This is a genomic window from Streptomyces phaeofaciens (assembly GCF_014648915.1).
In the GTDB taxonomy this organism is placed as follows: domain Bacteria; phylum Actinomycetota; class Actinomycetes; order Streptomycetales; family Streptomycetaceae; genus Streptomyces; species Streptomyces phaeofaciens.
Window position 1 is genome coordinate 57177 of sequence record NZ_BMSA01000026.1, and the last position, 25819, is coordinate 82995.

At 71.4% G+C, this 25819-nt stretch carries 17 protein-coding genes and 1 pseudogene; 9 read left to right on the top strand and 9 right to left on the bottom strand.

Annotated features, from left to right (window positions below; translation table 11 throughout):
* Positions 1 to 124 precede the first annotated feature (124 nt).
* Genes IE275_RS34295 through IE275_RS34310 form a run of 4 tightly spaced genes read left to right on the top strand, consistent with a single transcriptional unit; the run spans position 125 to position 3904 of the window.
* Positions 125 to 1042, top strand: a complete 918-nt coding sequence (locus IE275_RS34295; protein ID WP_308435730.1) for an SDR family NAD(P)-dependent oxidoreductase — start codon at positions 125 to 127, stop codon at positions 1040 to 1042.
* Positions 1042 to 1917 (top strand): amidohydrolase family protein, encoded by an 876-nt coding sequence (locus tag IE275_RS34300; RefSeq protein WP_189716479.1) that lies wholly within the window; start codon positions 1042 to 1044, stop codon positions 1915 to 1917. Before IE275_RS34295 ends, IE275_RS34300 begins: the two co-directional genes overlap by 1 nt.
* A gap of 12 nt (positions 1918 to 1929) precedes the next feature.
* Positions 1930 to 3435: an acyl-CoA synthetase gene (locus IE275_RS34305; RefSeq protein WP_189716481.1), complete on the top strand. Its 1506-nt coding sequence runs from the start codon at positions 1930 to 1932 to the stop codon at positions 3433 to 3435.
* 13 nt (positions 3436 to 3448) lie between these two features.
* Positions 3449 to 3904 (top strand): MaoC family dehydratase, encoded by a 456-nt coding sequence (locus IE275_RS34310; RefSeq protein ID WP_189716483.1) that lies wholly within the window; start codon positions 3449 to 3451, stop codon positions 3902 to 3904.
* 97 nt (positions 3905 to 4001) lie between these two features.
* On the opposite strand, the gene IE275_RS34315 is transcribed toward IE275_RS34310, so the two are convergent.
* The 7 genes from IE275_RS34315 to IE275_RS34345 form a co-directional block, all read right to left on the bottom strand.
* On the bottom strand, positions 4002 to 5669 hold the full coding sequence (locus IE275_RS34315) for a PHP domain-containing protein (RefSeq protein ID WP_189716485.1): 1668 nt from the start codon (positions 5667 to 5669) through the stop codon (positions 4002 to 4004).
* Positions 5670 to 5689: 20 nt separating this feature from the next.
* A complete protein-coding gene (locus IE275_RS34320; RefSeq protein WP_189716487.1) occupies positions 5690 to 7522 on the bottom strand; it encodes a LamG-like jellyroll fold domain-containing protein in 1833 nt (610 codons plus the stop codon).
* Positions 7523 to 7636: 114 nt separating this feature from the next.
* Complete coding sequence (locus tag IE275_RS34325) at positions 7637 to 10588, bottom strand: glycoside hydrolase family 2 TIM barrel-domain containing protein (protein WP_189716489.1); 2952 nt, start codon at positions 10586 to 10588, stop codon at positions 7637 to 7639.
* Entirely contained in the window at positions 10585 to 11448 is an 864-nt protein-coding gene (locus IE275_RS34330; protein WP_189716491.1) for a carbohydrate ABC transporter permease, read from the bottom strand. Before IE275_RS34330 ends, IE275_RS34325 begins: the two co-directional genes overlap by 4 nt.
* A 14-nt stretch (positions 11449 to 11462) precedes the next feature.
* The gene (locus IE275_RS34335; RefSeq protein ID WP_189716493.1) at positions 11463 to 12419 is read right to left on the bottom strand and encodes a carbohydrate ABC transporter permease; all 957 of its coding nucleotides are present in this window, start codon (positions 12417 to 12419) and stop codon (positions 11463 to 11465) included.
* Positions 12419 to 13705, bottom strand: a complete 1287-nt coding sequence (locus tag IE275_RS34340; protein ID WP_189716495.1) for an ABC transporter substrate-binding protein — start codon at positions 13703 to 13705, stop codon at positions 12419 to 12421. Before IE275_RS34340 ends, IE275_RS34335 begins: the two co-directional genes overlap by 1 nt.
* A gap of 133 nt (positions 13706 to 13838) precedes the next feature.
* Complete coding sequence (locus tag IE275_RS34345) at positions 13839 to 14858, bottom strand: carbohydrate kinase family protein (protein WP_189716497.1); 1020 nt, start codon at positions 14856 to 14858, stop codon at positions 13839 to 13841.
* A gap of 159 nt (positions 14859 to 15017) precedes the next feature.
* Here IE275_RS34345 and IE275_RS34350 point away from each other — a divergent pair, with 159 nt between their 5' ends.
* The 5 genes and pseudogenes from IE275_RS34350 to IE275_RS34370 all read left to right on the top strand — a co-directional run bounded on the left by IE275_RS34350 (position 15018) and on the right by IE275_RS34370 (position 22389).
* Positions 15018 to 15782, top strand: coding sequence for a DeoR/GlpR family DNA-binding transcription regulator (locus tag IE275_RS34350; RefSeq protein ID WP_189716499.1), 765 nt, complete (start codon positions 15018 to 15020; stop codon positions 15780 to 15782).
* The gene (locus IE275_RS34355) at positions 15779 to 17116 is read left to right on the top strand and encodes a 6-phospho-beta-glucosidase (RefSeq protein ID WP_189716501.1); all 1338 of its coding nucleotides are present in this window, start codon (positions 15779 to 15781) and stop codon (positions 17114 to 17116) included. The genes IE275_RS34350 and IE275_RS34355 overlap by 4 nt, the downstream gene beginning before the upstream one ends.
* Positions 17117 to 17196: 80 nt before the next feature.
* Positions 17197 to 20244 (top strand): alpha-mannosidase, encoded by a 3048-nt coding sequence (locus IE275_RS34360; protein ID WP_189716503.1) that lies wholly within the window; start codon positions 17197 to 17199, stop codon positions 20242 to 20244.
* Positions 20245 to 20308: 64 nt separating this feature from the next.
* A pseudogene (locus IE275_RS34365) lies at positions 20309 to 21571 on the top strand (alpha-L-fucosidase); the annotation flags it as partial.
* A 68-nt stretch (positions 21572 to 21639) separates the two neighbouring features.
* Entirely contained in the window at positions 21640 to 22389 is a 750-nt protein-coding gene (locus IE275_RS34370) for a sulfotransferase family protein (RefSeq protein ID WP_229870888.1), read from the top strand.
* Positions 22390 to 22730: 341 nt separating this feature from the next.
* Here the strand turns inward: IE275_RS34370 and IE275_RS34375 are convergent, their stop codons facing one another.
* Together IE275_RS34375 and IE275_RS34380 are read right to left on the bottom strand one after the other, a co-directional pair.
* Positions 22731 to 24413, bottom strand: coding sequence for a carbohydrate binding domain-containing protein (locus IE275_RS34375; protein ID WP_189716506.1), 1683 nt, complete (start codon positions 24411 to 24413; stop codon positions 22731 to 22733).
* Positions 24414 to 24568: 155 nt separating this feature from the next.
* Entirely contained in the window at positions 24569 to 25759 is a 1191-nt protein-coding gene (locus tag IE275_RS34380; RefSeq protein WP_189716508.1) for an ATP-grasp domain-containing protein, read from the bottom strand.
* Positions 25760 to 25819 lie beyond the last annotated feature (60 nt).

The window sequence follows — 25819 nt, forward strand, 5'->3', positions numbered from 1 at the left end:
CGGTGCACAACAACTATTGACGACAACAATTATTGCTCTTAGCTTCGATCTCGGCTTCGCTCTCGCAGCCGCACCCCACCGCCACCCCTGTCGTGGTCGTGGCTCCTCGTGAAGGGACCCGCTCGTGCCCAGCATCGATCTCACCGGCAAGGTCGCCGTCGTCACCGGCAGCGGCCGGGGCCTCGGCCTCGCGTACGCCCAGGCCCTGGCCGCCCACGGCGCCCGTGTGGTGGTCAACGACATCGACGAGGCGGTGGCCGACGCGGCCGTGAAGTCGATCACCGAGGCCGGCGGCACCGCCGTCGCCGAGGTCGTCCCGGTCGGCACCGCCGAGGCCGCCGACCGGCTGGTCGGCCGCGCCGTCGAGGAGTTCGGGCGGCTCGACATCCTGGTCACCAACGCCGGCATCCTGCGCGACAAGGTGCTCTGGAAGATGACCGACGACGACTTCGACGCCGTGATCACCACCCACCTCAAGGGCACCTTCACCTGCGCCCGCGCCGCCGCCGTACGGATGCGCGAGCAGGGCGAGGGCGGCACCCTGATCCTGGTCGGCTCCCCGGCCGGGCAGCGCGGCAACTTCGGCCAGACGAACTACGCCGCCGCCAAGGCGGGCATCGCCGCCTTCGCCCGCACCTGGTCGATGGAGCTGGGCCGCGCGGGCATCACGGTGAACGCGATCGTCCCGGTCGCCGCGACCGCCATGACCGAGACGATCCCCGGCTTCGCGCCGTACGTCGAGGCCCTGCGCGCCGGTGAGCCGCTGCCGGACTTCCTGCGCAAGGGCGAGGGATTCGGCACCCCCGAGGACTGCGCGGCCCTGGTGCCGTTCCTGGCCTCCGAGGCCGCCCGCCGGATCACCGGCCAGGCCATCGGCATCGGCGGTGACAAGGTGGCACTCTGGTCGCATCCGCAGGAGATCCGCGCGGCCTACGCCGACGGCGGCTGGACCCCCGACACCCTGGCCGACGCCTTCCCGACGTCCGTCGGCGCCGAACTCCAGTCGGTCGGCATCCCGGCGCCCGTGTTCCCGGAGGCGTGATGGACCTGAACGAGCTGGTCGCGATCGACGTCCACACCCACGCGGAGGTGTCCTCCCGGGGCCACTCCTCCCTGGACGACGACCTGCACGAAGCGTCCTCCGCCTACTTCAAGGTGCAGGGAAAGCGGAAGCCCACCATCGAGGAGACGGCCGCCTACTACCGCGAGCGGAGGATGGCCGCCGTGATCTTCACGGTGGACGCCGAGTCCGCCACCGGCACGGCCCCCGTCCCCAACGAGGAGGTCGCCGAGTCGGCGGCCGCCCACCCGGACGTCCTCATCCCCTTCGCCTCCGTCGACCCCTTCCGGGGGAGGGCGGGCGTACGGCAGGCCCGCCGCCTGGTCGAGGAGTACGGGGTGAAGGGCTTCAAGTTCCACCCCAGCATCCAGGGCTTCTTCCCCAACGACCGCGCGGTGGCGTACGCCCTGTACGAGGTCATCGAGGAGACGGGCACCGTCGCCCTGTTCCACACCGGCCAGACGGGCATCGGAGCCGGCGTCCCGGGCGGCGGCGGCATCCGTCTCAAGTACTCCAACCCGCTGCACGTGGACGACGTGGCGGCCGACTTCCCGCACCTCAAGATCATCCTGGCGCACCCGTCCTTCCCCTGGCAGGACGAGGCCCTGGCCGTCGCCACGCACAAGCCGGGCGTGCACATCGACCTGTCCGGCTGGTCGCCGAAGTACTTCCCGCCGCAGCTCGTGCAGTACGCCAACACGCTGCTGAAGGACAAGGTCCTCTTCGGCTCCGACTTCCCCGTCCTCACCCCCGACCGCTGGCTCGCCGACTTCGACAAGCTGACGATCAAGGACGACGTGAAGCCGAAGATCCTCAAGGAGAACGCCGCCCGACTGCTCGGGCTCACCACACCGTAAGGGGCGTAGCCGATGCGCAACGAGGGACTGGGTTCCTGGCCCGCACGCCGGGCCCGCAAGACCCCGCACCGCACCGCCCTGGTCCACGGCGAGCGGCCGACGGACTACGGCACCCTGTACGCCCGCGTCACGCGGCTGGCCCACGCGCTACGCGCCCGGGGCGTCCGGCGCGGCGACCGGATCGCCTACCTCGGCCCGAACCACCCCTCCTACCTGGAGACCCTGTTCGCGGCCGGCACGCTCGGCGCGGTCTTCGTGCCGCTCAACACCCGCCTCGCGGGCCCTGAGATCGCCTATCAGCTCGCCGACTCCGGCGCCAAGGCCCTCGTCTACGGCCCCTCCCACACAGGACTGGTCGCGGGCCTGCCCGGCAGCACGGACGTGCGGACCTACGTCGAGGTCGGCGCCGAGTACGAGGCGGCGCTGGCGGAGGCCCCGGACGAGCCGATCGACGAGCCCGTCACGCCCGACGACACCTGCATCATCATGTACACCTCGGGCACCACCGGCCGGCCCAAGGGCGCCATGCTCACGCACGGCAACCTCACCTGGAACGCGGTCAACGTCCTCGTCGACACCGACCTGATCGCCGACGAACGGGCCCTGGTGTCGGCGCCGCTGTTCCACACGGCCGGCCTGAACATGCTGACGCTGCCGGTGTTCCTCAAGGGCGGCACCTGCGTCCTGGTGGAGGCCTTCGAGCCGGAGGCCACCTTCGACCTGATCGCCCGGCACCGGATCACCTTCATGTTCGGGGTGCCGACCATGTTCGACCAGATCGCCCGGCATCCGCGCTGGGCCGGCGCCGACCTCTCCAGCCTGCGCATCCTGACCTGCGGCGGCTCCCCGGTCCCCACCCCGCTGATCGCCGCCTACCAGGAACGCGGACTCACCTTCCTCCAGGGCTACGGCATGACCGAGGCGTCCCCCGGCACTCTCTTCCTGGACGCCGAGCACGCGAGCGGCAAGGCGGGTTCGGCCGGCGTGCCGCACTTCTTCAGCGACGTACGCGTCCTGCGCCCCGACCTCGCACCGGTGGAGCCGGGCGAGACCGGCGAGGTGGTGGTGCGCGGGCCGCACGTCATGCCCGGCTACTGGGGGCTCCCCGAGGAGACGGCCGCCTCCTTCGCCGACGGCTGGTTCCGCAGCGGGGACGCGGCGAGAGTCGACGAGGACGGCTATGTGTACATCGTCGACCGCATCAAGGACATGATCATCTCCGGTGGGGAGAACGTCTACCCCGCCGAGATCGAGGACCTTCTGCTCGCCCACCCCGACATCGTCGAGTGCGCGGTGATCGGCGTCGCCGACGACAAGTGGGGCGAGGTGCCGCGCGCGGTCGTCGTGCCCCGCGAGGGCGCCTCGCTGGATTCCGCCGAGGTGCTGGCGTCCCTCGCCGGCCGGCTGGCCAAGTACAAGATCCCCAAGTCGGTGGTGATCGCGGACGAACTGCCGCGTACCGCCTCCGGAAAGCTCCTCAAAGCCCGGGTGCGCAAGCGCTTCGGCTCCGACTCGTAGCAAAGGCAACCACATGAGCGTCACCGTCAACGGCCTGGACGAGCTGAAGAAGCTCGCGGGCAGCGATCTCGGCACCAGCGACTGGATCGAGGTCACCCAGGAACGCATCGACACCTTCGCCGACGCGACCGGCGACCACCAGTGGATCCACGTGGACCCCGAGCGCGCCGCCGCCGGCCCCTTCGGCGCCCCCATCGCCCACGGCTACCTGACCCTCTCCCTCTTCATCCCGCTGTTCACCGAACTCCTGGACGTCCAGGGCGTGACGACGAAGGTCAACTACGGCCTGAACAAGGTCCGTTTCCCCTCGCCGGTGAAGGTCGGCTCCCGGATCCGTCTGGTCGGCAGGCTGACCGAGGTCGAGGACGTGCCGGGAGGGGTGCAGATCACCGTCGACGGGGCGATCGAGATCGAGGGGGGCGCCAAGCCGGCGGCGGTACTGCAGAGCCTTTCGCGTTTCTACGCGTGAGGCTCCGCCCCTGACGCCGCAGGGGCCGATGCCGTGGGGAACCGCGCCACCGTGGTGGCTGGTCGCGCAGTTCCCCGCGCCCCTTTCGGAGGCGCTCTCAGCGCACGACGTCCACGAAGATCGGGTTCGAGTAGAACCACGTGTCGGCCCACGGGTCGCCGTCGCCCGGGGCGTGGGGGATCGGGCCGTGCGGGTCCACGGAAGCGCCCAGGTAACCGGCTCCGTGCCTGTTGCCGTCGCTGCCGCGCAGCCGGACGTAGAAGGACTCCGCGCCGACCGTCACCGGGACGCGCAGGGTGTACGTCCCTTTCCGGCCGCTCACGTCCTTGGACCAGGCGACCTCGGTGTCCGGAGCCTTCCAGGCGTCCCGGTCGGAGACGGGACCTCGCACCGCGCCCCGGATCACGTCCACGTGCGCCAACCGCGGCAGGATCCCCTGCGGGTTGGGGCGGGAGGCACTGGTGACGGTGATCTCCAGGGTGAGCTTCTCGCCCCTGCGCACCCGGAGCCGGCCGCCGAGCGTGACGCCCCGTCCGCTGCCGTGCTCCCGCCGCAGCCGTACCTCCAGCCCGTCGAGAAGATGCCCGTGGTCGACCCAGACCCGGCCCTCGCGCAGCCCCGTCATCACCGCCCGGTAGCCGTAGCGGGTCACACCCACATGAGTGCGGCTGAACTGCCCCGGCCAGAAGTCGCTGCCCGGCTGCGGGGTGTCGGTGTTCACCGGATCCGGCAGCCTGCCGGTGTTGTCGAAGTTCTGCCCGGCCGGCCAGTCTCCGTTCTTCCAGGTGTCGAAGACGGTCCGGTGGTTGTCGGAGTTCGTGGTGACCGAGAACAGCCGGCCCTCCGCCAGCATCGAGTCCCACAGGCCGCCGACGGTCGCGGTCGCCCAGTCGAAACCGCCGTACGTGACGTAGGCGTCCGCCGGATAGCCCGCGTACGACTGGGCGGACGGCTTGTTCTCGTACTCGCCCCGGACGGACGTGCTGCCCCGCCGGCCGGGGATCGCGGCGCCTTGGGCGCCGGGCGCGCCCTCCATGCCGATCATGATCTCGGGGGCCGCGTCCCGCCAGTTGCGCATCTCGTGCGGCGAGTCGATACCGAGGCGCAGCGGGTGGTTGGCGAGGACGAGGACGTCGTCGACGTACCCGGTACGGCGCTGCTCGGCCAGCCACTCGATCGCCTTGACGGCGTGCGCCTCGTTGCGGGCGGTGTCGGCCGCGCCGGCGGAACCCTCGGTGTAGCCGAGCAGCTTGCCGTCGTAGGCCAGCTCGAACCGCGTCAGCAGGTCCGTCTCGTGCGGGCCGGGTGCGGCGAACACCGTGCAGTGCTCGGCGGCCGGGATGTACCACTCCAGGCCCTGGAAGATCAGCTGGCGGGGGTTCTCGGCGCGGGCCCGGACGATCTCCCGGTGCTCCAGGGCGGCACCGTAGGAGGCGTGCCCGAAGTTGGAGTGCTCGTTGAACACCATCCAGTCCAGGCCGTACCGGGCGGCGGCTCGGGCCTGCTGGGAGAAGGTGTACTTCGCGTCGTGGCTGTAGACGGAGTGGATGTGGTGGTCGCCGACGAGGTAGGCGAGGCACGGGTCCTCCCCGCCGTACCCCCGGCCGGTGGCGGCGACGGCCGGGGCGGCCGCCCCGCCCAGGGCGAACGCGGCCCCGAACAGGCCCGCGCGGCGCAGGAGTCCGCGCCTCGACACGCCCTGGTCGTCGAGGTCGGCGGGGGAGACGGAGGGGTCGGCCCAGACGGGCAGCTGCTGCTCGGTCACGATGATCCTCGGAACGGGGGTCAGTGGTTCATGAAAGAGGTCACGGGCAACGCGCGGGCGACGATGCGGACGTCGCCGAGGCGGCCGTGCAGGATCTGGTCGATCGTGCCGCCGTACTCGTAGCCGCCGAGCAGCCACGGCAGTCCGACCGAGGTGATGCCGACCGAGGCGGCCTTCGGGTTGCGCACGACCGGGCAGCCCTCGACGTAGAGCGTGGTGTGCCTGCCGTCGTTGACGACCGCGAGGTGCCACCAGGTCTCCAGCGGCGTCTCCTGGCCCCAGTTGGTCGCGATGCCCTGCTGGTTCAGCGGGCGCATCGCCCACTGCGGCTCGCGGTCGTTGGACAGGGAGAGCGTGGCGAGGGGCTCGTCGGGGTCGTCCCCGGTCCGGCCGGCGGCGCCGCCCGTGCCCGTGCGGCCGATCAGTCCCGACCAGGCGTGGTGCGCGGGGTCCCAGTCGGCGGGGAGGCGGTAGAACGCCTCGATGGTGTAACCGGACTCGAACGTCGCGGAGTTGAGCGGCGCTCCGTCGACCGTGCGCAGGTACGCCCCCTTCAGCGGCGACTTGAACCCCTGGAACTCCAGGCTCCCGTGGCCCGGCTGGTCGGGGTGGTGATCCGGCGACCAGCCCAGCGCGCCGCCGCCGACCGTGACGACGGTGAGGTCGTTGCCCCGCCCGGACAGATCGCGGACCGTGCCGGAGGAGACCGCGGAGTCGAACCGCCAGTACGCCGCCGTGCCCGGGACGACGACCTTCGACGCGGGCCGGGCGGGGCGCGCCGGCACCGGGTCGAAGCCGGAGAAGCGCTCGGCGAAGTCGATGTCGACGGTGAACCGGTCGGCGTCACCGCTGAGTTCGCTCTCCCGCCGCTCCAGCTCGTTGAGCCCCTTCGCGGCCCGGCCGAGGATCCACGGCGAGACCGTCTCGACATCGATGACGTTCCGGTCGAGGTCGAAGCGGTACAGGCGGATCATCGCCGCGCCGCCGAAGTACCGGTTCTGGTAGTTCGTCAGGTGCAGGTGGACGTCATGTCCCGCCGTGTTCCTGCGGGTCGCCCGCCCGGCGGGCCAGTAGTGGCCGTTGAGGGTGAGGAAGATCTGGTCGTGGTCCGCGATCAGCCGGTCCCACAGCTGCTGCCCGTACGCCGACAGGGAGTCGTCCCCGGCGACGAGTTCGTGCGTGGTGAGGACGACGGGCGTGTGCGGATGCCGGGCCAGGACGTCGTGCGCCCACGCGTACCCCTGGTCCGACAGCCGCCAGTCCAGCGCCAGCACCATCCAGGAGCGCCCGGCCGCCCGGAACAGGTGGAAGGTGTTGTAGCCGTCCGGGGAGGACCCGCCGAACGTGGCTCCGCCTCGCAGCCGCTGCGGGCCGAAGGTGTCCAGGTAGGCCGACGCGCCGCGCTGGTCGGTCGTCGACGACCGCACGTCGTGGTTGCCGGCCAGCACGCTGTAGCCCGCCCCGCGCCGGTCCAGCAGCGCGAACGCCTCGCCGACCGCCTCGAACTCGGCGGCGGCGCCGTTCTGCGTGAGGTCGCCGAGGTGGGACAGGAACACGATGTTCTCGGCGTTCTCGCCCCCATGCTCCAGCAGATAGCGCAGCGACGCCTCGACGGGTGCCTTGTCGATGCTCGGCCCGTCGAAGAGGTACTGCGTGTCGGGCATCACGGCGAGCGTGAAGCGACGGCTGTCGGGATCGGGGCGCCACCGGGCGGGGGCCGCCTCGGCGGCGGCCGGCAGTGCGACCGTGGCGGTGGCGGCGGCGCCCAGCAGCGCGGTGGCCCGCAGGAAACCGCGGCGTCCGGCACCGGCCTGCGCGGCCTCGCCCGGGTCATGGGCATGCGAAGTGCACACGTGTGCTCCGTAGGAAGCTCTGGGGAAGTCGGTGCGGGGAGGTGGTGCGGGGAGGTGGTGCGGGGGAAGTGGTGAGAGGGCAGTGGTGCGGGGGAAGCGGTGAGGGGGAAGCGGTCACAGCACGCGCAGGGTCCAGCTCCAGCGGTGGACGCCCGGTGCGACGAGGTAGGAGGGGAAGGTGTCGGGGCCGCACGAGGCCGTGCCCAGGCCCCGGTGGGCCGCGTCGAGGTGCACCACGCATCCGGCGCGCGGCACCAGCTCGTCGTGGTGGGCGACGGCGGTCAGGTCCTCGGCGCGGTACCGGGTGACGGACACCTGCCGCGGCTCGTCCAGCGCCACCGCGAGACCGGTGGCGTCGGACGCGGAGAGCGTGAAGTGCCGCACGCCGTGCCGGCCGCCGCTCTCCTGCGGGCGCAGATACGGGGTGAACAACGCGTCGACGGGAAGGGCGTGATGACCCACCGGCGCGCCCCCGCTGCGGTCGGGGTACGACTCCCAGGGCCCCTGCCCGAACCACTCCAGCAGATCCAGCCCCGCGACCGTCTCGAACACCGTCCCGACCCGGGCCACGTCGTCGAACTCCGCGGGCAGTTCGGCCTGTTCGTCGATCCGGACGCCCCCCTCGACGGGGGTGAGGACCTGCCGGTGCCGGACCACGCCGGTGGTCCCCGCGTACTCGGCGAGAACGGTCACCGAGGGGCCCTCGCGCCGCACCGAGACGACCTTGCGCACCAGCGAATCCAGCCCCCAGGCCCGCCAGCGCGGCGCCATGCCGCCCAGTTCGTCGTTGTCGGTGGGCGCCCGCCACAGCGACAGCGTGGGAGCGACGGTCAGCAGCGGATGGACCAGCAGCCCGTCGGCGTCGGCCTCGACCGGCCTCGTCACCGCCGGCCCCGTCGCCGCGGGTTCCCTCACCGCCGCTTCCGGCGCCTGCGCGCCCGCCCGCAGCAGCACCTGCGGTGTGCACACCTCCGTGCCGCGCGGCGCCCACGCCAGATCCTCCGCGGTCGTCACGCGCAGCGTCAGCCAGGCCTCGCCGCCGTCCGGCGGCAACGCGAGCGGAAACGGCACCACGGCCGTCTCCCCGGGCAGCAGCGCGGGGAGTTCGGCGGCGGCGGTCAGCGTACGGCCGTCCGCCAGCACCAGCTCCCAGGTGCCCCTGAGCCAGTCCAGACCCCGGAAGTGCTGGTGGTTGGAGACGACCAGACCCTCGTGCCGGAACAGCTCCAGTCGCAGCGGCGCCGCGAGTTCCCGGTGTTCGTACATCACGGGCTTGGGGGTGCGGTCGGGGAAGACCACGCCGTCCGCGACGAACGCGCCGTCATGGTCCTTCTCGCCGAAGTCGCCGCCGTACGCCCACCGGTACCCGGGCGCGGCGACACCGTTGTCGTAGAGCCCGGCGCCCCCACGCCCGACCGGTCTTCCGTCGTTCACGCTCTGGAGGATCCCGTGGTCCCAGAACTCCCAGATGAACCCGCCCTGAAGCCCCGGGGTTGCCTCGATGGCAGCCCAGTGGTCGGCCAGCGTGCCGTTGCTGTTGCCCATCGCGTGGGAGTACTCGCACTGGATGAGCGGCTTGGTCTGCTTCCCGGACAGCGCGTGCGCGACGCACTCCTCGAGCGGCGCGTACATGGGGCAGGCGATGTCGGAGGCGACCTCCGGGTCCGCCCAGCCGCGCTTGGCGGCGCCCTCGTACTGGAGCGGCCTGCTCGGATCGTGCCGGCGCACCCAGCCGGCGGCCGCGTCGTGGTTCGCCCCGTAGTCCGACTCGTTGCCCAGCGACCAGATGACGACCGAGGGGCGGTTCTTGTCCCGCAGCACCATGCGCGAGACCCGGTCCACGAACGCGTTCAGATGACGGGGGTCGTCGGCGATCTCGTGCGCGTGGTCGTGGGACTCGATGTCCGCCTCGTCGACGACGTAGAAGCCCAGCTCGTCGGCCAGGTCGTACAGCGCGGGGTCGCCCGGGTAGTGCGCGGTGCGGATCGCGTTGAAGCCGAACCGCTTCAGCAGCACCAGATCCGCGCGCAGGTCGTCGTAGGTCACCGTCCGCCCGGTCAGCGGATGGAAGTCGTGCCGGTTCACGCCCCGGATGTAGACGCGCTCGCCGTTGACCAGCAGGTCCCGGCCGACGACCGCGACGTCCCGGAAGCCGATCCGGTGCCGTGAGGTGTCGGCCACCGTGCCGTCGGCGCGGTGCAGCCGGACCGTCAGCCCGTACAGCTCGGGCGTCTCCGCGGTCCAGGGCCGTACCTCGGGCACGCGGGTGCGCAGCCGTGCCTCGCCGAGGAAGGCGGAGACCCGCTCGTCCTCGGCGTTCTCCCGGTCGAACGCGGTGTCCTGGGCGAGCGCCAGCCCGTCCAGCTCCCCGTCGAGGTACCACCCCGCGGGCAGGGCCCCGCCCGTGTCCCGCACCCGGCAGTCGACCCGCAGCTCCCCGTCCCGCCCGGCCCGTACGTCGACGTCGGCCAGATACAGCGGGTCGGTGGCGTACAGCAGCACCGAGCGGGTGATCCCGCCGTGCCACCAGTGGTCCTGGTCCTCGAGGTGCGAGGCGTCCGACCACTTGACGACGGTCAGCCGCAGTACGGCCCGCCCGCCGGGACGCACGAACTCCGTCAGCTCGAACTCGGCGGCCAGGTGGGAGTCCTTGGACACGCCGACGGGCCGCCCGTCCACGTGCACCAGCAGCACGCTCTCGGCGGCCCCGACCTGGAGCACGATCCGCCGGCCGGCCCAGCCGGCGGGGACGTCGATCTCCCGCTCGTACACCCCCGTGGGGTTGTCCTCGGCCGGTGACCTCGGCGGGAACTCGGCGAACGGCATCCGGACGTTCAGGTACCGCGGCAGGTCGTCGGTGTCCTGCATCGTCCAGGCCCCGGGGACGGTCGCGGTCGACCAGGCACCGCCGACCGGCGCGTGCGGAGCGGACAGCAGCTGGAAGCGCCAGCCGCCGTCCAGGGAGTGTGCTCCGGCGCGCCGGTCGACGGCGTTCATGGGCAACCGTCCCCAGGAGGTGACCTCCGGCGCGTCCCAGGGGCGCAGCGCCAGCAGGGGGTCGGTCACTTGATGGCTCCCTTGGCGAGGTCCCCGATGATCTGGCGGGCGCCGATCGCGAACACGATCAGGAGGGGGACCAGCGCGAGCAGTGCGCCGGTCATGACCATGCCGTAGTCGGTCGTGCCATGGGTGCCGTTGAGCTGGGACAGCGCCACCTGAAGGGTGACGTTGTCCGGGTTGGTGAGGGCGATCAGCGGCCAGGCGTAGTCGTTCCACTGGCCCATGAAGGTGAAGATGCCGAGGAAGGCGAGGCCCGGCCGGACGACCGGGAGGGCCACGTGCCAGTACTGGCGCAGGAAGCTCGCGCCGTCGATACGCGAGGCGTCGAGCAGCTCGTCGTGGATGGCGCCCCGCATGTACTGGCGCATCCAGAAGATGCCGAACGCGTTGGCCGCCGCCGGCACGATCAGCGAGGTCATCGAGCCGATCCAGCCGAGCTTCGCCATGATCACGAACTGGGGGATGGCCGCGAGCTGCGCCGGCACCATGAAGATGACCATCAGCAGCGCGAACAGCACCCGGCGGCCCGGGAACGCGAACTTGGCGAAGACGAAGGCCGCCAGCGAGTCGAAGAGCAGGACCAGGAAGGTCACCGACCCCGCCACCAGCAGCGAGTTGAGCATCGACCCGAAGAAGTCGACGGTGTCGAAGAGACTGCGGGCGTTCTCGAGGAAGTGCGTGCCGGGCAGCAGCTTCGGCGGGTAGGAGAAGATCTCGCTCGACGTGTGCGTCGACATGATCACGGCCCAGTAGAACGGGAAGGCCGAGAGGACGAGTCCGACGACCAGGACGGCGTGCAGGGCGATGCCCCGGCCGCGCGTTCCCCTGATGGCCTTCGGCCGGCGTGTGCTCTGGATGGATGCCATGGTGAGCGGCCTCCCTAGTCTTCGCCCCGGCGCTGCACCAGGCGCCAGTTGATGATCGAGAAGAGGATGACGACGAGGAAGATGCCCCACGCCACGGCGGCGCCGTAGCCGAAGTCGTTGTTGTCGAAGGTCTGCTGGAAGAAGTAGAGGACCATCGTCCGGCCGGCGTGGCCCGGACCGCCCGAGAACGTCGAGTCGTTGGCGGTCGTCTGGAGCAGCACCTGCGGTTCCGAGAAGCTCTGGAGGCCGGTGACCGTGGACACCACGAGCACGAACAGCAGCACCGGCCGCATCATCGGCAGCGTGATCCGGAAGAAGGTCTGCACGGGACCGGCCCCGTCCATCCGGGCCGCCTCGTACAGCTCGCCGGGGACGGTCTGGAGTCCGGCGAGGAAGATGATCGCGTTGTAGCCGGTCCACTGCCAGGTCATCAGCGTGGCGATGGCGACCTTGATGCCCCACGGCGTGTTCAGCCAGGCGATCTGGTCGATGCCCACGGCCTGCAACAGGGCGTTCACCAGGCCGAAGTTGGTGGAGAACACCGAGCCGAAGATGATCGCGACGGCGACCACCGAGGTGACGTTCGGCAGGAAGTAGGCGAAGCGGTAGACGTTCTTGAAGCGGACCGCCGAGTTGAGCATGACCGCCGTCACCATCGCCAGGAAGATCATGGGGAAGGTGGCCAGGGCCCAGATGACGATCGTGTTCCCGACCGAGCTCCAGAAGTCGGTGTCGCCCAGCAGGTACCGGTACTGCGACAGCCCCGCCCACTCCATCGTGCCGAGCCCGTCCCAGCGGTGCAGGGAGACGTAGAGCGAGAAGCCGACCGGGATCAGGCCGAAGCAGAGGAAGAGGAGGTAGAAGGGGGAGATCGCGGCATACAGGTGCCAGTACCTGCGCAGGCCCTTCCTGGGCTGCGGGGCCGCCGGCCGGCGGGTGGCCGCCGGGGGTGTCTCCAGTGTGGTGGCCATCAGTGGCTCACCCCCAGGTGCTGCGCGATGCGGCGGCACTTGCTCATGGCGTCACTCCAGGCCTTCTCCGGGTCCTTGCCGAGGACGCCGACGTTCTTGATCTCGTCCTTGAGGGGCTGCCCGAGCGCCACGTCGTACGGGCTGTTGTAGGCGACCGTGATCTTCTGCGCGGCGGGCCCGAAGACGTCCATCGTGACCTGCCCGCCGAAGAACGGGTCGGGCTCGCGGAGCGTCTTGAGGCCGTAGGAGGCGGGGGTGGAGGGGAACAGACCCGCGTCCACGAAGCCCTGTGCCTGGTTCTGCGCGTCGAGGATCCACGTGATGATCTCGAAGGCCTGTTCGGGCTCGCGGCAGGCCTTGGTGATCGACAGGAACGACCCGCCGTTGTTGGAGGGCCGAACCGGCATCTGGGCCACCCGCCAGCGGCCCTTGGTCTTCGGTACGCCGTTCTTGAGGTCGCCGGTGTTCCAGGAGGCGTTGAGCTGGCTGGGCAGCTTGCCGTCCTGGACGGCGGAGAGCTGGTCAGGAGTGCCGCTCACCAGGTCGGAGACGATGTTGCGCCGCTTCGCCTCCACGGCCAGGGCCCAGGCGTCGCGTACATGCTCCTGGTCGCCGATGAAACGGCGGTCCTTGTCGACGTAACGCCTGCTGCCCTGCTGCACCACGTTCTCGAAGACCACGTTGATGTCGGTGAGCAGATAGGTCCCCGGAAGGCGCCGGCGCAACTGCTCCCCGGCCGCGAAGAACTTCTCCCAGGTGTTCATCCCCGCCGACACGTCGTCGGGCTCGTACGGCAGGCCGGCCTTGCGGAAGACCTCGTACTGGTAGTAGTGCGCGACCGGACCGCAGTCGATCGGGAAGCCGACCATCGTGCCGTCGTCGGCGATGCCCTGATCCCACTTCCACGACAGGTACCGGCTGCGGTACTTCTCCGCGCCCAGCGTCCGCAGGTCCACGAACTGGTCCGCGTTGGGAAGGTAGGACGCCATGTCCTCGCCCTTGAGGCCCGCGATGTCGGGGACGTGGGCCCGGCCGGCCATGGTGGTGATCAGCTTCGAGCGGTAGTAGCCGCCGATCTTGATGGCATCCAGGTCGACCCTGTCGCCGTAGCGGGCCCTGGCCTTCTCGACGACCGTGTCGCCCAGGCCGCCGTCCCAGTACCACAGGACCATGTTCCGGCCGGTGGAACCGGCCGGAACCGCGCAGCCGGACGCCAGGCCGCCGAGCGCCGTGGCGGCCGTACCGGCCAGGCCCGCGCGGAGCAGGCCTCTTCGTGAGAGCCGCACAGCTCCCACCGCCTTTCGGATCTGTTCGGGACTTCGCATGAGTACGTGGGGGGAGGGGGTCGGCGCCGCCGGGGGAGTGGGAGTGGGGAGCAGGTGGCCCGGGGCGGGAGGGGACGGGGGCAGGAGGGGGTGGTCAGCGCCGCGGGGCGGGTGGGGTGACCGGTGCGTACCGGACCGGTGGTCCGGGGTCGGCCGGGATGCGGTCGGCGAGGAAGCCGTAACTCCGCCGCAGCGGGGGATCGGTGAGCGAGCGCCACCACCGGTCGACGCCGTGCCAGCCGGGCGCCGCCAGCGCGCCGCCGTGGTGCCGTACGGAGAGGCCGGCCGCCAGGACGGCGAAGCGCAGCCGCTCCTCCAGCGGCCAGCCGCCGAGGGAGGCCGCGACGAAGCTCGCGCCGAAGACGTCACCGGCACCCGTCGCGTCCAGGACATCGATGTCGAGGGCCGGGACGTCCGCGTACTCCCCGGTGATCTGGTCGACGGCGACCGCGCCGTCCCCGCCCCGGGTCACCACGGCGACCGGCACCAGTTCGGAGAGCGTGCCGAGGGCCGCGACCGCGCTGTCGGTGCGGGTGTAGGCCATCGCCTCGGCCTCGTTGGGGAGGAAGGCGTGGCACAGGGCGAGCTGGTCGAGGAGGTCGGTGGACCACCGCTGCGTGGGGTCCCAGCCGACGTCCGCGAAGATCCGGGTGCCGTTCGCGGCGGCCTTGGCGAGCCAGCCCTGCGGCTCGGCCTCCAGGTGGACGAGGGCCGTGCGCGCCTCGGGCGGATCGCCCATCAGCGCGTCCTGCCCGTACGGGGGTTCCTGGCCGTGGGTGACCAGGGCCCGGTCGGTGCCGTGCGCGAGGGCGACGGTGACCGGGGTGGGCCACCCGTCCGCGACCCGGGAGAGCGAGAGGTCGACGCCCTCCTGGCCGGCCAGCACCTCGTGGCAGTGGCCGCCGTAGAAGTCGTCGCCGAACACGGTGGCGAGGGACGTCCGCAGGCCGAAGCGGGAGGCGGCCACCGCCAGGTTGGCGATGCCGCCGGGGCCGCAGCCCATGCCGGCCGTCCAGACCTCCTCGCCCGGTGTGGGCGGTTTGCCCAGTCCCGTGAGGACGAGGTCGTAGAAGAGCAGCCCGGTCAGCAGCACATCGGGCCGGTCGTCGTCCACGAGCGCACTCCTCTCGTCCGAAGAGCCCGTGCCTGCCGGAGCAGCTCGTCAAAACTCTTCATTTCGTGACCGGAATCGTGCGCCGCCCGTTGCGATTGGTCAATACCCGAGCAGAAGCGAGCATAGAAATGATTGAAGATGACGAGTAGTGTTCATGGTGTGCTGGCAGAACGACGACATCAACTCATCCTGCGGGCCCTGCGCTCCGGCGGTCCCGCGGCCGTGACCGATCTCTCCGAACGGCTGGGTGTGAGCCCGGCCACGATCAGGCGTGACCTGGTCAAACTCGAGGAGGACGGCCTGCTGACCCGCGTCCACGGCGGCGCCGTCGCCGACGAGGGCGACCAGCCCTTCGCCGAGGTCGCCGAGGTGCGGGTGGCCGAGAAGGACGCCATAGCCGCGCACGCGGCGGCGATGGTCGCGGACGGCCAGTCGGTGCTGCTCGACATCGGCACCACCGCCTACCGGCTGGCCCGCCAGCTGCACGGGCGCCGGCTCACCGTGATCACCAGCAACCTGGTGGTCTACGAGGAACTGGCCGACGACGAGGGCATCGAGCTGGTGCTGCTCGGCGGCATGGTCCGCCGCGAGTACCGCTCCCTGGTCGGCTTCCTCACCGAGGACAATCTGCGCCAGCTCCACGCGGACTGGCTCTTCCTCGGCACCAGTGGAGTGCGTCCCGGCGGGCAGGTGATGGACACGACGGTCGTCGAGGTCCCGGTGAAACGGGCCATGATCAAGGCCGGTGACAAGGTCGTCCTGCTCGCCGACGCGGCGAAGTTCCCGGGTACGGGCATGGCGAAGGTCTGCGGTCCCGAGGACCTGGACGTGGTGGTGACGAACGCGCCGGTCGACCCGGTGACCCGCTCCTCGCTGGAGGAGGCGGGCGTCGAGGTGACCGTGGCAGGAGAGGTGCAGACGTGAAGCTGACGATTCTGGGCGGCGGCGGGTTCCGGGTGCCGCTCGTGTACGGGGCACTCCTCACTGACCGCGCCGAGGGGCGGGTCACGGAGGTCGTCCTGCACGATCTGGACGACGGCCGGCTCCGGGCCGTCGCGCGGGTCCTGGCCGAACAGGCGGCCCGCGTCCCCGGCGCGCCCGCCGTGACGGTCACCACCGACCTGGACGAGGCCCTGCGCGGCGCCGACTTCGTCTTCTCCGCGATCCGGGTCGGCGGCCTGGAGGGCCGCGCGAACGACGAGCGGGTGGCCCTCGCGGAGGGGGTCCTCGGCCAGGAGACGGTCGGCGCGGGCGGGATCGCCTACGGCCTGCGGACGGTCCCGGTCGCCGTCGACATCGCCCGGCGGGTGGCCCGGCTCGCCCCCGACGCCTGGCTCATCAACTTCACCAACCCGGCCGGTCTCGTCACCGAGGCCATGTCCCGCCACCTCGGCGACCGGGTCATCGGCATCTGCGACTCGCCGGTCGGCCTCGGCCGCCGGATCGCCCGGGTGCTCGGCGCGGACCCGAAGGAGGCGTGGATCGACTACGTCGGTCTCAACCACCTCGGCTGGGTCCGCGGCCTGCGGATCGCCGGCCGCGACGAACTGCCGCGCCTGCTCGCCGACCCCGACCTGCTCGGCTCCTTCGAGGAGGGCAAGCTCTTCGGCGTCGACTGGCTCCGGTCCCTCGGCGCGATCCCCAACGAGTACCTGCACTACTACTACTTCAACCGCGAGGCCGTCCGCGCCTACCAGCAGGCGGAGAAGACCCGCGGCGCCTTCCTCGCCGGCCAGCAGGCCCGCTTCTACGAGGAGATGCGCGACCCCGGCGCGGCGGCCCTGGACGCCTGGGACCGCACCCGCGCCGAGCGCGAGGCCACCTACATGTCCGAGAACCGGGAGACGGCCGGCGCGGGCGAGCGCGAGGCCGACGACCTCTCCGGCGGCTACGAGAAGGTCGCCCTCGCCCTGATGCGGGCCATCGCCCGCGACGAACGCACCACGCTCATCCTGAACGTGCGCAACGGCGGCACCCTCTCCGCGCTCGACGCGGACGCCGTGATCGAGGTCCCCTGCCTCGTCGACGCCAACGGCGCCCACCCGGTGGCCGTCTCCCCGCTGCCCGGCCATGCCACGGGACTGGTGTGCGCGGTCAAGGCGGTGGAGCGCGAGGTGCTGGCCGCCGCCGATTCGGGGTCCCGCGCGACGGCGGTGAAGGCCTTCGCGCTGCACCCGCTCGTCGACTCCGTGAACGTCGCCCGCCGGCTGGTCGAGGGCTACACCGAGGTCCATCCCGGGCTGGCGTACCTTAAGTAGCGCAGTACTGGAAAGCGCTTTCCCTCGGCCTTTCCCCTGGCCTTCCCCCAGCACGCCCTCTCCCTCACTGGAGACCTTTCATGCACGACGAACGCCGCCGGATCGAGGAGCGCGTCGAGCGCGTCCACCACCAGCGCATCAAGCCCGCGATCTACGCGGCCACCGTTCCCTTCGAGGTCGAGGCCTGGCAGGCGCCGGGGGAGCCCGTCCCCTTCCAGGAGGCCGCCGCCGCGACCTACGGGCCGTTCGCCATGGACACCCCCTGGGGGCCGCCCTGGGGCACGACCTGGTTCCGGATGCGCGGCGAGGTGCCCGCCGCGTGGGCGGGCCGGCGCGTCGAGGCCGTCATCGACCTCGGATTCGTGGGCGACTGGCCCGGCAACCAGGCCGAGGCGCTGGTCCACCTGACCGACGGCACCCCGCTCAAGGCGGTCAACCCGCTCAACCAGTACGTGCCGGTCGGCAACCCGGCGCAGGGCGGCGAGCGCGTCGACTACCTGGTCGAGGCGGCCTCCAACCCCGACATCCTCGCGAACGACTTCGCGGGGCCGACCCCGCTCGGCGACGTCCTCACCGCGGGCGACAAGCCGCTGTACACCTTCAAGCGGGCCGACCTCGCCGTCCTCGACGAGAACGTCTGGCACCTCGACCTCGACCTCCAGGTGCTGCGCGAGCTGATGGTCCACCTCGGCGAGCACGAGCCGCGCCGCCACGAGATCATGCACGCCCTCGACCGGGCCATGGACACCGTCGACCTGGACGACATCTCCGGCAGCGCCGCGGCCGTCCGCGAGGTGCTCGCCCCGGTCCTGGCCCGGCCCGCCCACGCCAGCGCGCACGTGATCTCCGGTGTGGGGCACGCCCACATCGACTCCGCCTGGCTGTGGCCGATCCGCGAGACCAAGCGCAAGACGTCCCGCACCTTCTCCAACGTCACGTCCCTGGCCGACGAGTACGAGGACTTCATCTTCGCCTGCTCCCAGGCCCAGCAGTACGAGTGGGTGCGCGACCACTACCCGCACGTGTGGGCCCGCATCCAGGACTCGGTGAAGAAGGGCCAGTGGGTGCCGGTCGGCGGCATGTGGGTGGAGGCCGACGGCAACCTGCCCGGCGGCGAGGCCATCGCCCGCCAGCTCATCCACGGCAAGCGGTTCTTCATCGAGCACTTCGGCGTCGAGACCAAGGGCGTCTGGCTGCCGGACTCCTTCGGCTACACCGCCGCCTACCCGCAGCTCGCCAAGCTCGCCGGCAACGACTGGTTCCTCACCCAGAAGATCTCCTGGAACCAGACCAACAAGTTCCCCCACCACACCTTCTGGTGGGAGGGCATCGACGGCACCCGCATCTTCACCCACTTCCCGCCGATCGACACCTACAACGCCCGCTTCAGCGGCGAGGAGATGGACCGCGCGGTCCGCAACTACTCCGAGAAGGGCGCCGGCACCCGCTCCCTCGCCCCCTTCGGCTGGGGCGACGGCGGCGGCGGCCCCACCCGCGAGATCATGGAACGCGCGCGCCGGCTCGCCGATCTGGAGGGCTCGCCCAAGGTCGTCGTCGAACACCCGGACACGTTCTTCGCCAAGGCCCGCGAGGAGTACCCGGACGCCCCGGTCTGGGTCGGCGAGCTGTACCTGGAGCTGCACCGCGCCACCTACACCTCCCAGGCCCGTACCAAGCAGGGCAACCGCCGCAGCGAGCACCTGCTGCGCGAGGCCGAGCTGTGGGCGACGACCGCGGCGCTGCACGCGCCGGACTACGGCTACCCGTACGACAAGCTCGACCGGCTCTGGAAGACGGTTCTGCTGCACCAGTTCCACGACATCCTGCCGGGCTCGTCGATCGCCTGGGTGCACCGCGAGGCCGAGGCCGAGTACGCCCGGGTGGCGGGGGAACTGGAGGAGCTGACGGCCGAGGCGGTCGCGGCCCTGGGCGCCGGCCCCGCCCGGGTCTTCAACACCGGCCCGTACGACCGCGCCGAGGTGGTCCGCACGGCCGACGGCGCGCCGGCGTACGTGGAGGTGCCCGCGAGCGGCAGCGCGCCCCTGGCCGCCGCACGGCCCGAGCTGCCGGTGACAGCCGTGGGCCGGGTCCTCGACAACGGCCTGGTCCGCGTCGAGGTGGCCGAGGACGGCACGCTGTCGTCCGTGTACGACCTCCGGGCGAACCGCGAGGTCCTGGCGGGCCCCGGCAACCTGCTCCGCCTCCACACCGATCTGCCCAACTACTGGGACGCCTGGGACATCGACAAGCACTACAAGAACCGCTTCACGGACCTGCTGCACCCGGACGCGGTGACGGTGGTCGAGGAGGACCCGCTGGTCGGCGCGATCCGCGTCACCCGTTCCTTCGGCAAGGGCTCGACGCTCACCCAGACGATCACCGTCCGGGCCGGCAGCGCCCGCGTCGACTTCGAGACCGAGATCGACTGGCACGAGGCCGAGAAGATCCTCAAGGCCGGCTTCCCGGTGGACGTCCGGGCCGCGCACTCCTCCGCCGAGATCCAGTTCGGCCATGTCCAGCGCCCCACGCACACCAACACCACCTGGGAGGCGGCCCGCTTCGAGGTCTCCGGCCACCGCTGGGTGCACATCGCCGAGCCCGGCTACGGCGTCGCGGTCCTCAACGACTCGACGTACGGCCACGACGTCTCCCGCACGGTCCGCGAGGACGGCGGGACGACCACCACGGTCGCCCTCAGCCTGGTCCGCGCCCCGCGCGTGCCGGACCCCGAGGCCGACCAGGGCCGGCACCGCTTCACCTACTCCCTGCTGCCCGGTGCCACGATCGGGGACGCGGTCGCCGAGGGCTACGCCCTCAACCTGCCGCTGCGGGTGGCGGACGCGGCGGGCGCCCCGGAGCCGGTGGTCTCCTTGGACGGCGACGGGGTGACCGTCGAGGCGGTCAAGCTCGCCGACGACACGTCCGGCGATGTCGTGGTCCGGCTGTACGAGTCCCGCGGCGGCCGCGCCCAGGGCGTTCTGCGCACCGGCTTCCCGCTGGCCGGAGCCCAGGTCACCGACCTGCTGGAGCGCCCGCTCGAGGACGCGGAGGTCACCGAGGACGGCACGGTCGCCGTCGCCCTGCGCCCCTTCCAGGTGCTGACGCTGCGACTGCGGCGCGGCCGGTAGGGCCTGAGCCGGGGGCGGGCACGGACACCCTGCCCGCCCCCGGCCGAAGTCACCTTCTTCGTCGAGGAGTTCAGCCGTGCCCATGCAACCCTGGTTCACCGACGCCAAGTTGGGAATCTTCGTCCACTGGGGGATCTACGCCGTGGACGGTGTGCAGGAGTCCTGGTCGTTCTACGACGACATCGTCCCCTACGACCGGTACATGTCCCAGCTCGACCGCTTCACCGGCGCCCGCTACGACCCGAAGGCCTGGGCCGCCCTCTTCGCCCGTGCGGGCGCCCGGTACGCCGTCCTGACCAGCCGTCACCACGACGGCGTCGCCCTGTGGGACACCGAGTACGGCGACCTCGGACTGGGGCGCGACTACCTCACCGGGTACGCCGACGCGCTGCGCGAGGAGGGGCTCAAGGTCGGCCTGTACTACTCGCACTCCGACTGGAGCCACCCCGACTACGCCTCGACCCGCAAGCCGGGCCGGCCGCCGGAGCAGGAGGACAACCGGTACTCCGAGGTCGCCGCCGAGCGCGAGGACCTCGACGCCTGGGAGAGGTTCCTCGCCTACCGCGACGGCCAGATCCGCGAGCTGGCCTCCCGCCACCGGCCCGACCTGATGTGGTTCGACGGGGAGTGGGAGCGCAGCGAGGAGCAGTGGCGGATCCCCGAACTCGCCGCGCTCGTCCGGTCGTACGCACCGGACGTCGTCTTCAACGCGCGCATGCTCAGCGAGGGCGACTACGCCACCCCCGAACAGGGTGCCCCCATCGAACCGCCCGCCGGGCCATGGGAGTTGTGCCTCACCATCAACGACTCGTGGGGCTACCGGCACGACGACCACCACCACAAGTCGCTCGCCCAGCTCATCCGCTACTTCACCGAGACCATCGGCGGGGGCGGCAACCTGCTGCTCGACGTCGGCCCCAGGGAGGACGGCACCATCCCGCGGCCGCAGGTCGAGCGCCTCGAAGGGCTGGGGGAGTGGATCCGCCGGCACGCCGACGCCGTGTACGGGACGGTGCGCGGGCTGCCGGCCGGGCACCACTACGGGCCCAGCACCCTCTCCGCCGACGGCCGCACGCTCTACCTGACCGTGTTCGACGTCCCGCGCGCCGAGATCGGTCTGCGGGGCCTGGTCACGCCGGTGCGCCGGGTCACGGTGCTCGGCACCGGCACCGCACTCGGCCATCGGGTGGTCGGCGGACTGCACGAGGCCGTCGGCGTGCTCTGGATCGACCCGCCGGCCGCGGCCGACCTCGACCCGTACGCCACGGTGCTCGCCGTGGAACTGGACGGTGAGCTGGAGCTCTACCGGGGATCGGGCCGCTTCTGAGCCCCGCCCGGCGGTGGCTCTCATCACCCGCCGTTCCCGGCCCCCGCTCCGGGCCCGGGGCCGGCCCGGTGGCGTACACCGCCCCGCCCACGCCGCGGCTCGTGCAGTCGCCGGTGTTCGTGCTCTCGTCCGTACGCTCCGGATCGACCCTGCTGCGGGTGCTGCTCAACAGCCACAGCCGGATCCGCGCCCCGCACGAGATGCATCTGCGCACCCTGCACGTCCGGCTGAGCCGGGACTTCACCGGGGAGGCGATGAAGGCGCTGGAACTCGACCGGGCCGAGCTGGAGCATCTGCTCCGGGACCGGGTGCTGCACCGCGAACTCGTCCGCAGCGGCAAGGACGTCATCGTCGACAAGACCCCGCCCAACACGCTCATCTGGCCCCGGCTGCACCGATGTTGGCCCCAGGCCCGGCACATCCTGCTGCTGCGCCACCCCGGCGCGGTGATCGCCTCCCTGACCGACCGCCGCAAGGACCCCGACCACCCGGCGATCCGCGCCGAAGTGCTGGGCCACGCCGAGAAGCTGGAGGAGGCCCGGCAGAACCTCGACGCGTACGTGGTGACGTACGAGGACCTGACCGCCGACCCGGAACGTGCGACCCGGGGCCTGTGCGCGTACCTCGGCGTGCCGTGGGAGCCCACGATGCTGGAGTACGGCAACCGCGACCACGGCGCCTTCCGGCCGCAGCTGGGCGACTGGTCCCGCACGATCAGGTCGGGGCGCATCCAGCCGGCCCGCGTCGCCGATCCGGGACAGGAACTCCCGCCGCGGCCGGCGGAGATCGCGCGGGCCTGGGGGTACACGGCCGGCTGAGGGGCGGTGTCCGGGGCAGGCCGGCGGCCGCGGACGAAGTCTGTCGGCCGGGCGGGGAGGGACGAGCGGGCGGCCGCTCCCCGTGACAGCGGCCGACCGACCCGGTCCCCCGTGCTCCGGAGATCCCCCATGATCTCCGGCTTCCCCCGTTGACCCGGTGGTGCTTCCCCCCGGGATCCCCGTGCTTCCCGCGGGCCCGCCGGGTTTCCCCCGTCGCTTCCCCCGATGTCCCGGCGGGCCTTCACGGTTACACCCTTAAGAGCACGCCCTCGGGCCCCTGATACACCCCCACGAAAAAAAGTCCCCCCGGACCGGAATCCGGGGGGACCTTCGGGTGCGGTCTAGCCGGTGAAGCCGGCCGTGATCGAGGTGAACTGCCAGGTGCTCTGGCTGATGCCCGAGCAGTTGCTGGTCACTCCGCCGCCGGGGCAGGGCCGGTCGCGGTTGACCGACCAGTAGGCGAGCCGGGCGATGTGGTGGGAGTTGGCCCAGTCGCGGATCTGGGTCCAGATCGCCGGCGTGGTGTTCTCCTGCTGGTCCGACAGACCGTTCATGCCGGAGATGCCGATGTGCGCGTAGGCGGTGGCGTCGTCCCAGCCGAAGGTGGACTTCAGCTTGTTCTTCAGCCCCTCCGTCGCGTTGACCGTGTTGCCGTACATGTCGGCGCCGCCGCCGAAGTCGAACGGCATGATGGTGAACACGTCGATGTCGGCGTTCAGCGACTTGGCCTGCTCGACGAGCCGGTTGCCGTAGTACGTCGGACCGGTGGTCGAGGTCCCGAAGGTGACGATCGTCTTCAGACCGGGGTTGTTGGCCTTGACGGTCTTCAGCGCGGTGAGGATCCGGGCCTGCACGGCCTCGTTCTCGAATTCGTCCGTGTTCTCGATGTCCATGTCGATCGCCTTCAGCGAGTAGGCGTCGATCACCTTCTGGAGCGCGGCCGCGAGCGCGCTCGCCGAGGAGCAGTTGGCGCCGAGCTTGCTGCCCGACCAGCCGCCGAACGACGGCACGATGTCACCGCCCGCCGAGCGGATCTGGTTGATGGCGCTCTGGTCGACCCCACCGGTGAGCGGACGGCTGCTGTCCCACATCGGGTTGCAGCCGCCGCCGTCCAGCACGAACGCCATCGTGAACCACTTGATCCCGGTCGAGCTCATCACCGTGGACACGTTCGGCGGGTCGCCCCAGCCCTCGTACAGATAGGGCGCGGCCTGCTTGAACCCGGTCCCGCCGCTGCCCGCGTTCGTCGTGACGGACACGGAGTTGGAGGCCCCGGAGGTGTTCCCGGCGGCGTCACGGGCCCGCACCGTGAACGTGTATCCCGTGCTCGGCGACAGCCCGCTGACCGTCGCGGAGGTCCCGGAGACGCTCAGCACCTGCGCCGAGCCGCTGTAGACGTCGTACGCGGTGACCCCGACGTTGTCCGTCGAGGCGTTCCAGGACAGGGACACGCTGGAGGAGGTCTTGCCGGTCGAGGTCAGCCCGGTGGGCGCGCTCGGCGCCTGGGTGTCCGAGCCGCCGCCGCCCGGCCCGTCCAGGCTGATGTCGTCGGCCTGGTAGGTGCCCTGGGCGTACCAGCCGTGCACGTAGATCGTGGCACTGGTCTGCGCGGCTCCGGTGGTGAAGGACACCGACAGCCGGCTGTACGCCGACGGCGACGACACCCAGGTGGAGGCACCGCCGTCGACGCCGAGGTACACATAGCTGCCCCGGACCCAGCCGCTCAGGGCGTACGCCGTGTTCGGCTGTACCGGGACGGTCTGGGAGCACTTGGCGATGTCGCTCGAACTCACCGCCCCCGCAAGGGCTTTGGAGCCGCCGTGCACCGGGGAGGAGACGATCGAGCCGAGGTTGCCGGAGCAGGACCAGGGCGACAGCGCGCCCGACTCGAAGCCGGGGTTGGTGAGGACGTTGGCCGCCTGGGCGGTGCCGGGGAGGGCGACCGCTCCGGCGAGGGCGAGAGCGGCGGTGCCGAGCAGGGCGAGGAGACGGCGTCTGGAACGCCGGAGGAATGTGGTGCGCACGCGATCTCCCTGAAGATGTGGGGTGTTCGGGAGTGCAGAGAGGTGTGCAAGAGGGTGCGCAACAAAGTTGGTATGGACCAATCCCGCTGTCAAGGTGATGCGCGGAGATTGGTCCATACCGGTGAGGTGGAGACGCGGCTCGCCGCCGCGATGACTCAGAGCGGCAGCGCCTCCGCCGCGGACGCCGACGACGGCGCCGCATTGACGGACTCGACGGCCTGGACGGCCTGGACGGCCTGGACGGACTCGACCGGGTCGGCGGGCGCGGGCACGGCCGGCAGCAGCGGCTCCGTGGTCTCCCCGACCCGCGGGTGCGGCAGCGACACCGCACGCAGCGGCCGCGGCCCCGACACCACCGTGTAGGCCTGCCCCAGGAACGGCGGCACGACCTGCCCCGGGTCCTCGCCCAGCGCCAACTGCACGGCAGCCCAAGGGGCGTTGACCCCACAGAGGGACAGCTGGTGCAGCCCGCCGGCCGGACGCGTGTTGACGTCCATCAGGACCGGCTGCTCGCCGAACATCCGGAACTGGATGTTGGACAGGTAGTGCAGCCCGAAGCCCTCGGCGATCCGCCGGGCCGGCTCCAGCCACTGCTCGTGCAGGGTGAAACCGCGGCGGCGGCCGTTCTTGGTGCGGCCGATCGCCATCCGCAGGTGGTTGTCGGGACCGGTGAGGCAGTCCACCGACACCTCCGGCTGCTCCAGACGCGGCATGACCAGCCAGTCCACGCCCTCCTCGGCCCGCTGGAGCGCGTCCACGACCAGGTCCAGCTGGACGTACGGGGTCGGGAAGCCGCTGAGGTGCACCAGCGAGAAGGGGGTGCGCGTGATCACGCGGAAGCCCACGCCGCCCGCGCCGGACGCCGGCTTGAAGCACGCCCTGTGTCCGGCCTCCTCCAACTCCTCGACAGCGGCGACCAGTTGGTCCGCCGTACGGACCCGGTACCACGGCGGTACGGGCACGCCGATGGCCTGGACCGCCTCGTAGGCGACCACCTTGTCCTCGAAGACGGCCACGGCCTCGGGCGTCGGCGCCAGCAGGGCCGTACCGACCGCCGCGAAGTCGGCGCGGTGCGCCACGATCGCCGCCTGGTGCAGCCGGGGCACGAACACGTCGATGCCGCGGCGCTGGCACTGGTCCAGCGCGTACTCGACGTACGCGGCGGGGGACAGGCCCTCGGGCTCCAGGTCCGCGGTGTCGGCGGCGGCCAGCACGGGGGAGTCGGCGTCACCGTGCGTCGCATGGATCTCGACGGCGCGATCACTGGGATTTCGCCGCAGCTGATCCATGAAGAACACGTTCTCCGCGTACGTGCGGTTGAGCCAGACGCGTACGCGAGAGACCATGCGAGGCCGCCTTTCATGGTTCGCGGGCAGGGCGAAGCAGGCCCGGCCCGGGCAGGGGGA

Coding starts and splice junctions, on each gene's coding strand:
- IE275_RS34300 (WP_189716479.1), top strand. CDS start 1,042: ATGGACCTGAACGAGCTGGTCGCGATCGACGTCCACACCCACGCGGAG.
- IE275_RS34305 (WP_189716481.1), top strand. CDS start 1,930: ATGCGCAACGAGGGACTGGGTTCCTGGCCCGCACGCCGGGCCCGCAAG.
- IE275_RS34310 (WP_189716483.1), top strand. CDS start 3,449: ATGAGCGTCACCGTCAACGGCCTGGACGAGCTGAAGAAGCTCGCGGGC.
- IE275_RS34330 (WP_189716491.1), bottom strand. CDS start 11,448: ATGGCATCCATCCAGAGCACACGCCGGCCGAAGGCCATCAGGGGAACG.
- IE275_RS34335 (WP_189716493.1), bottom strand. CDS start 12,419: ATGGCCACCACACTGGAGACACCCCCGGCGGCCACCCGCCGGCCGGCG.
- IE275_RS34360 (WP_189716503.1), top strand. CDS start 17,197: ATGCACGACGAACGCCGCCGGATCGAGGAGCGCGTCGAGCGCGTCCAC.
- IE275_RS34380 (WP_189716508.1), bottom strand. CDS start 25,759: ATGGTCTCTCGCGTACGCGTCTGGCTCAACCGCACGTACGCGGAGAAC.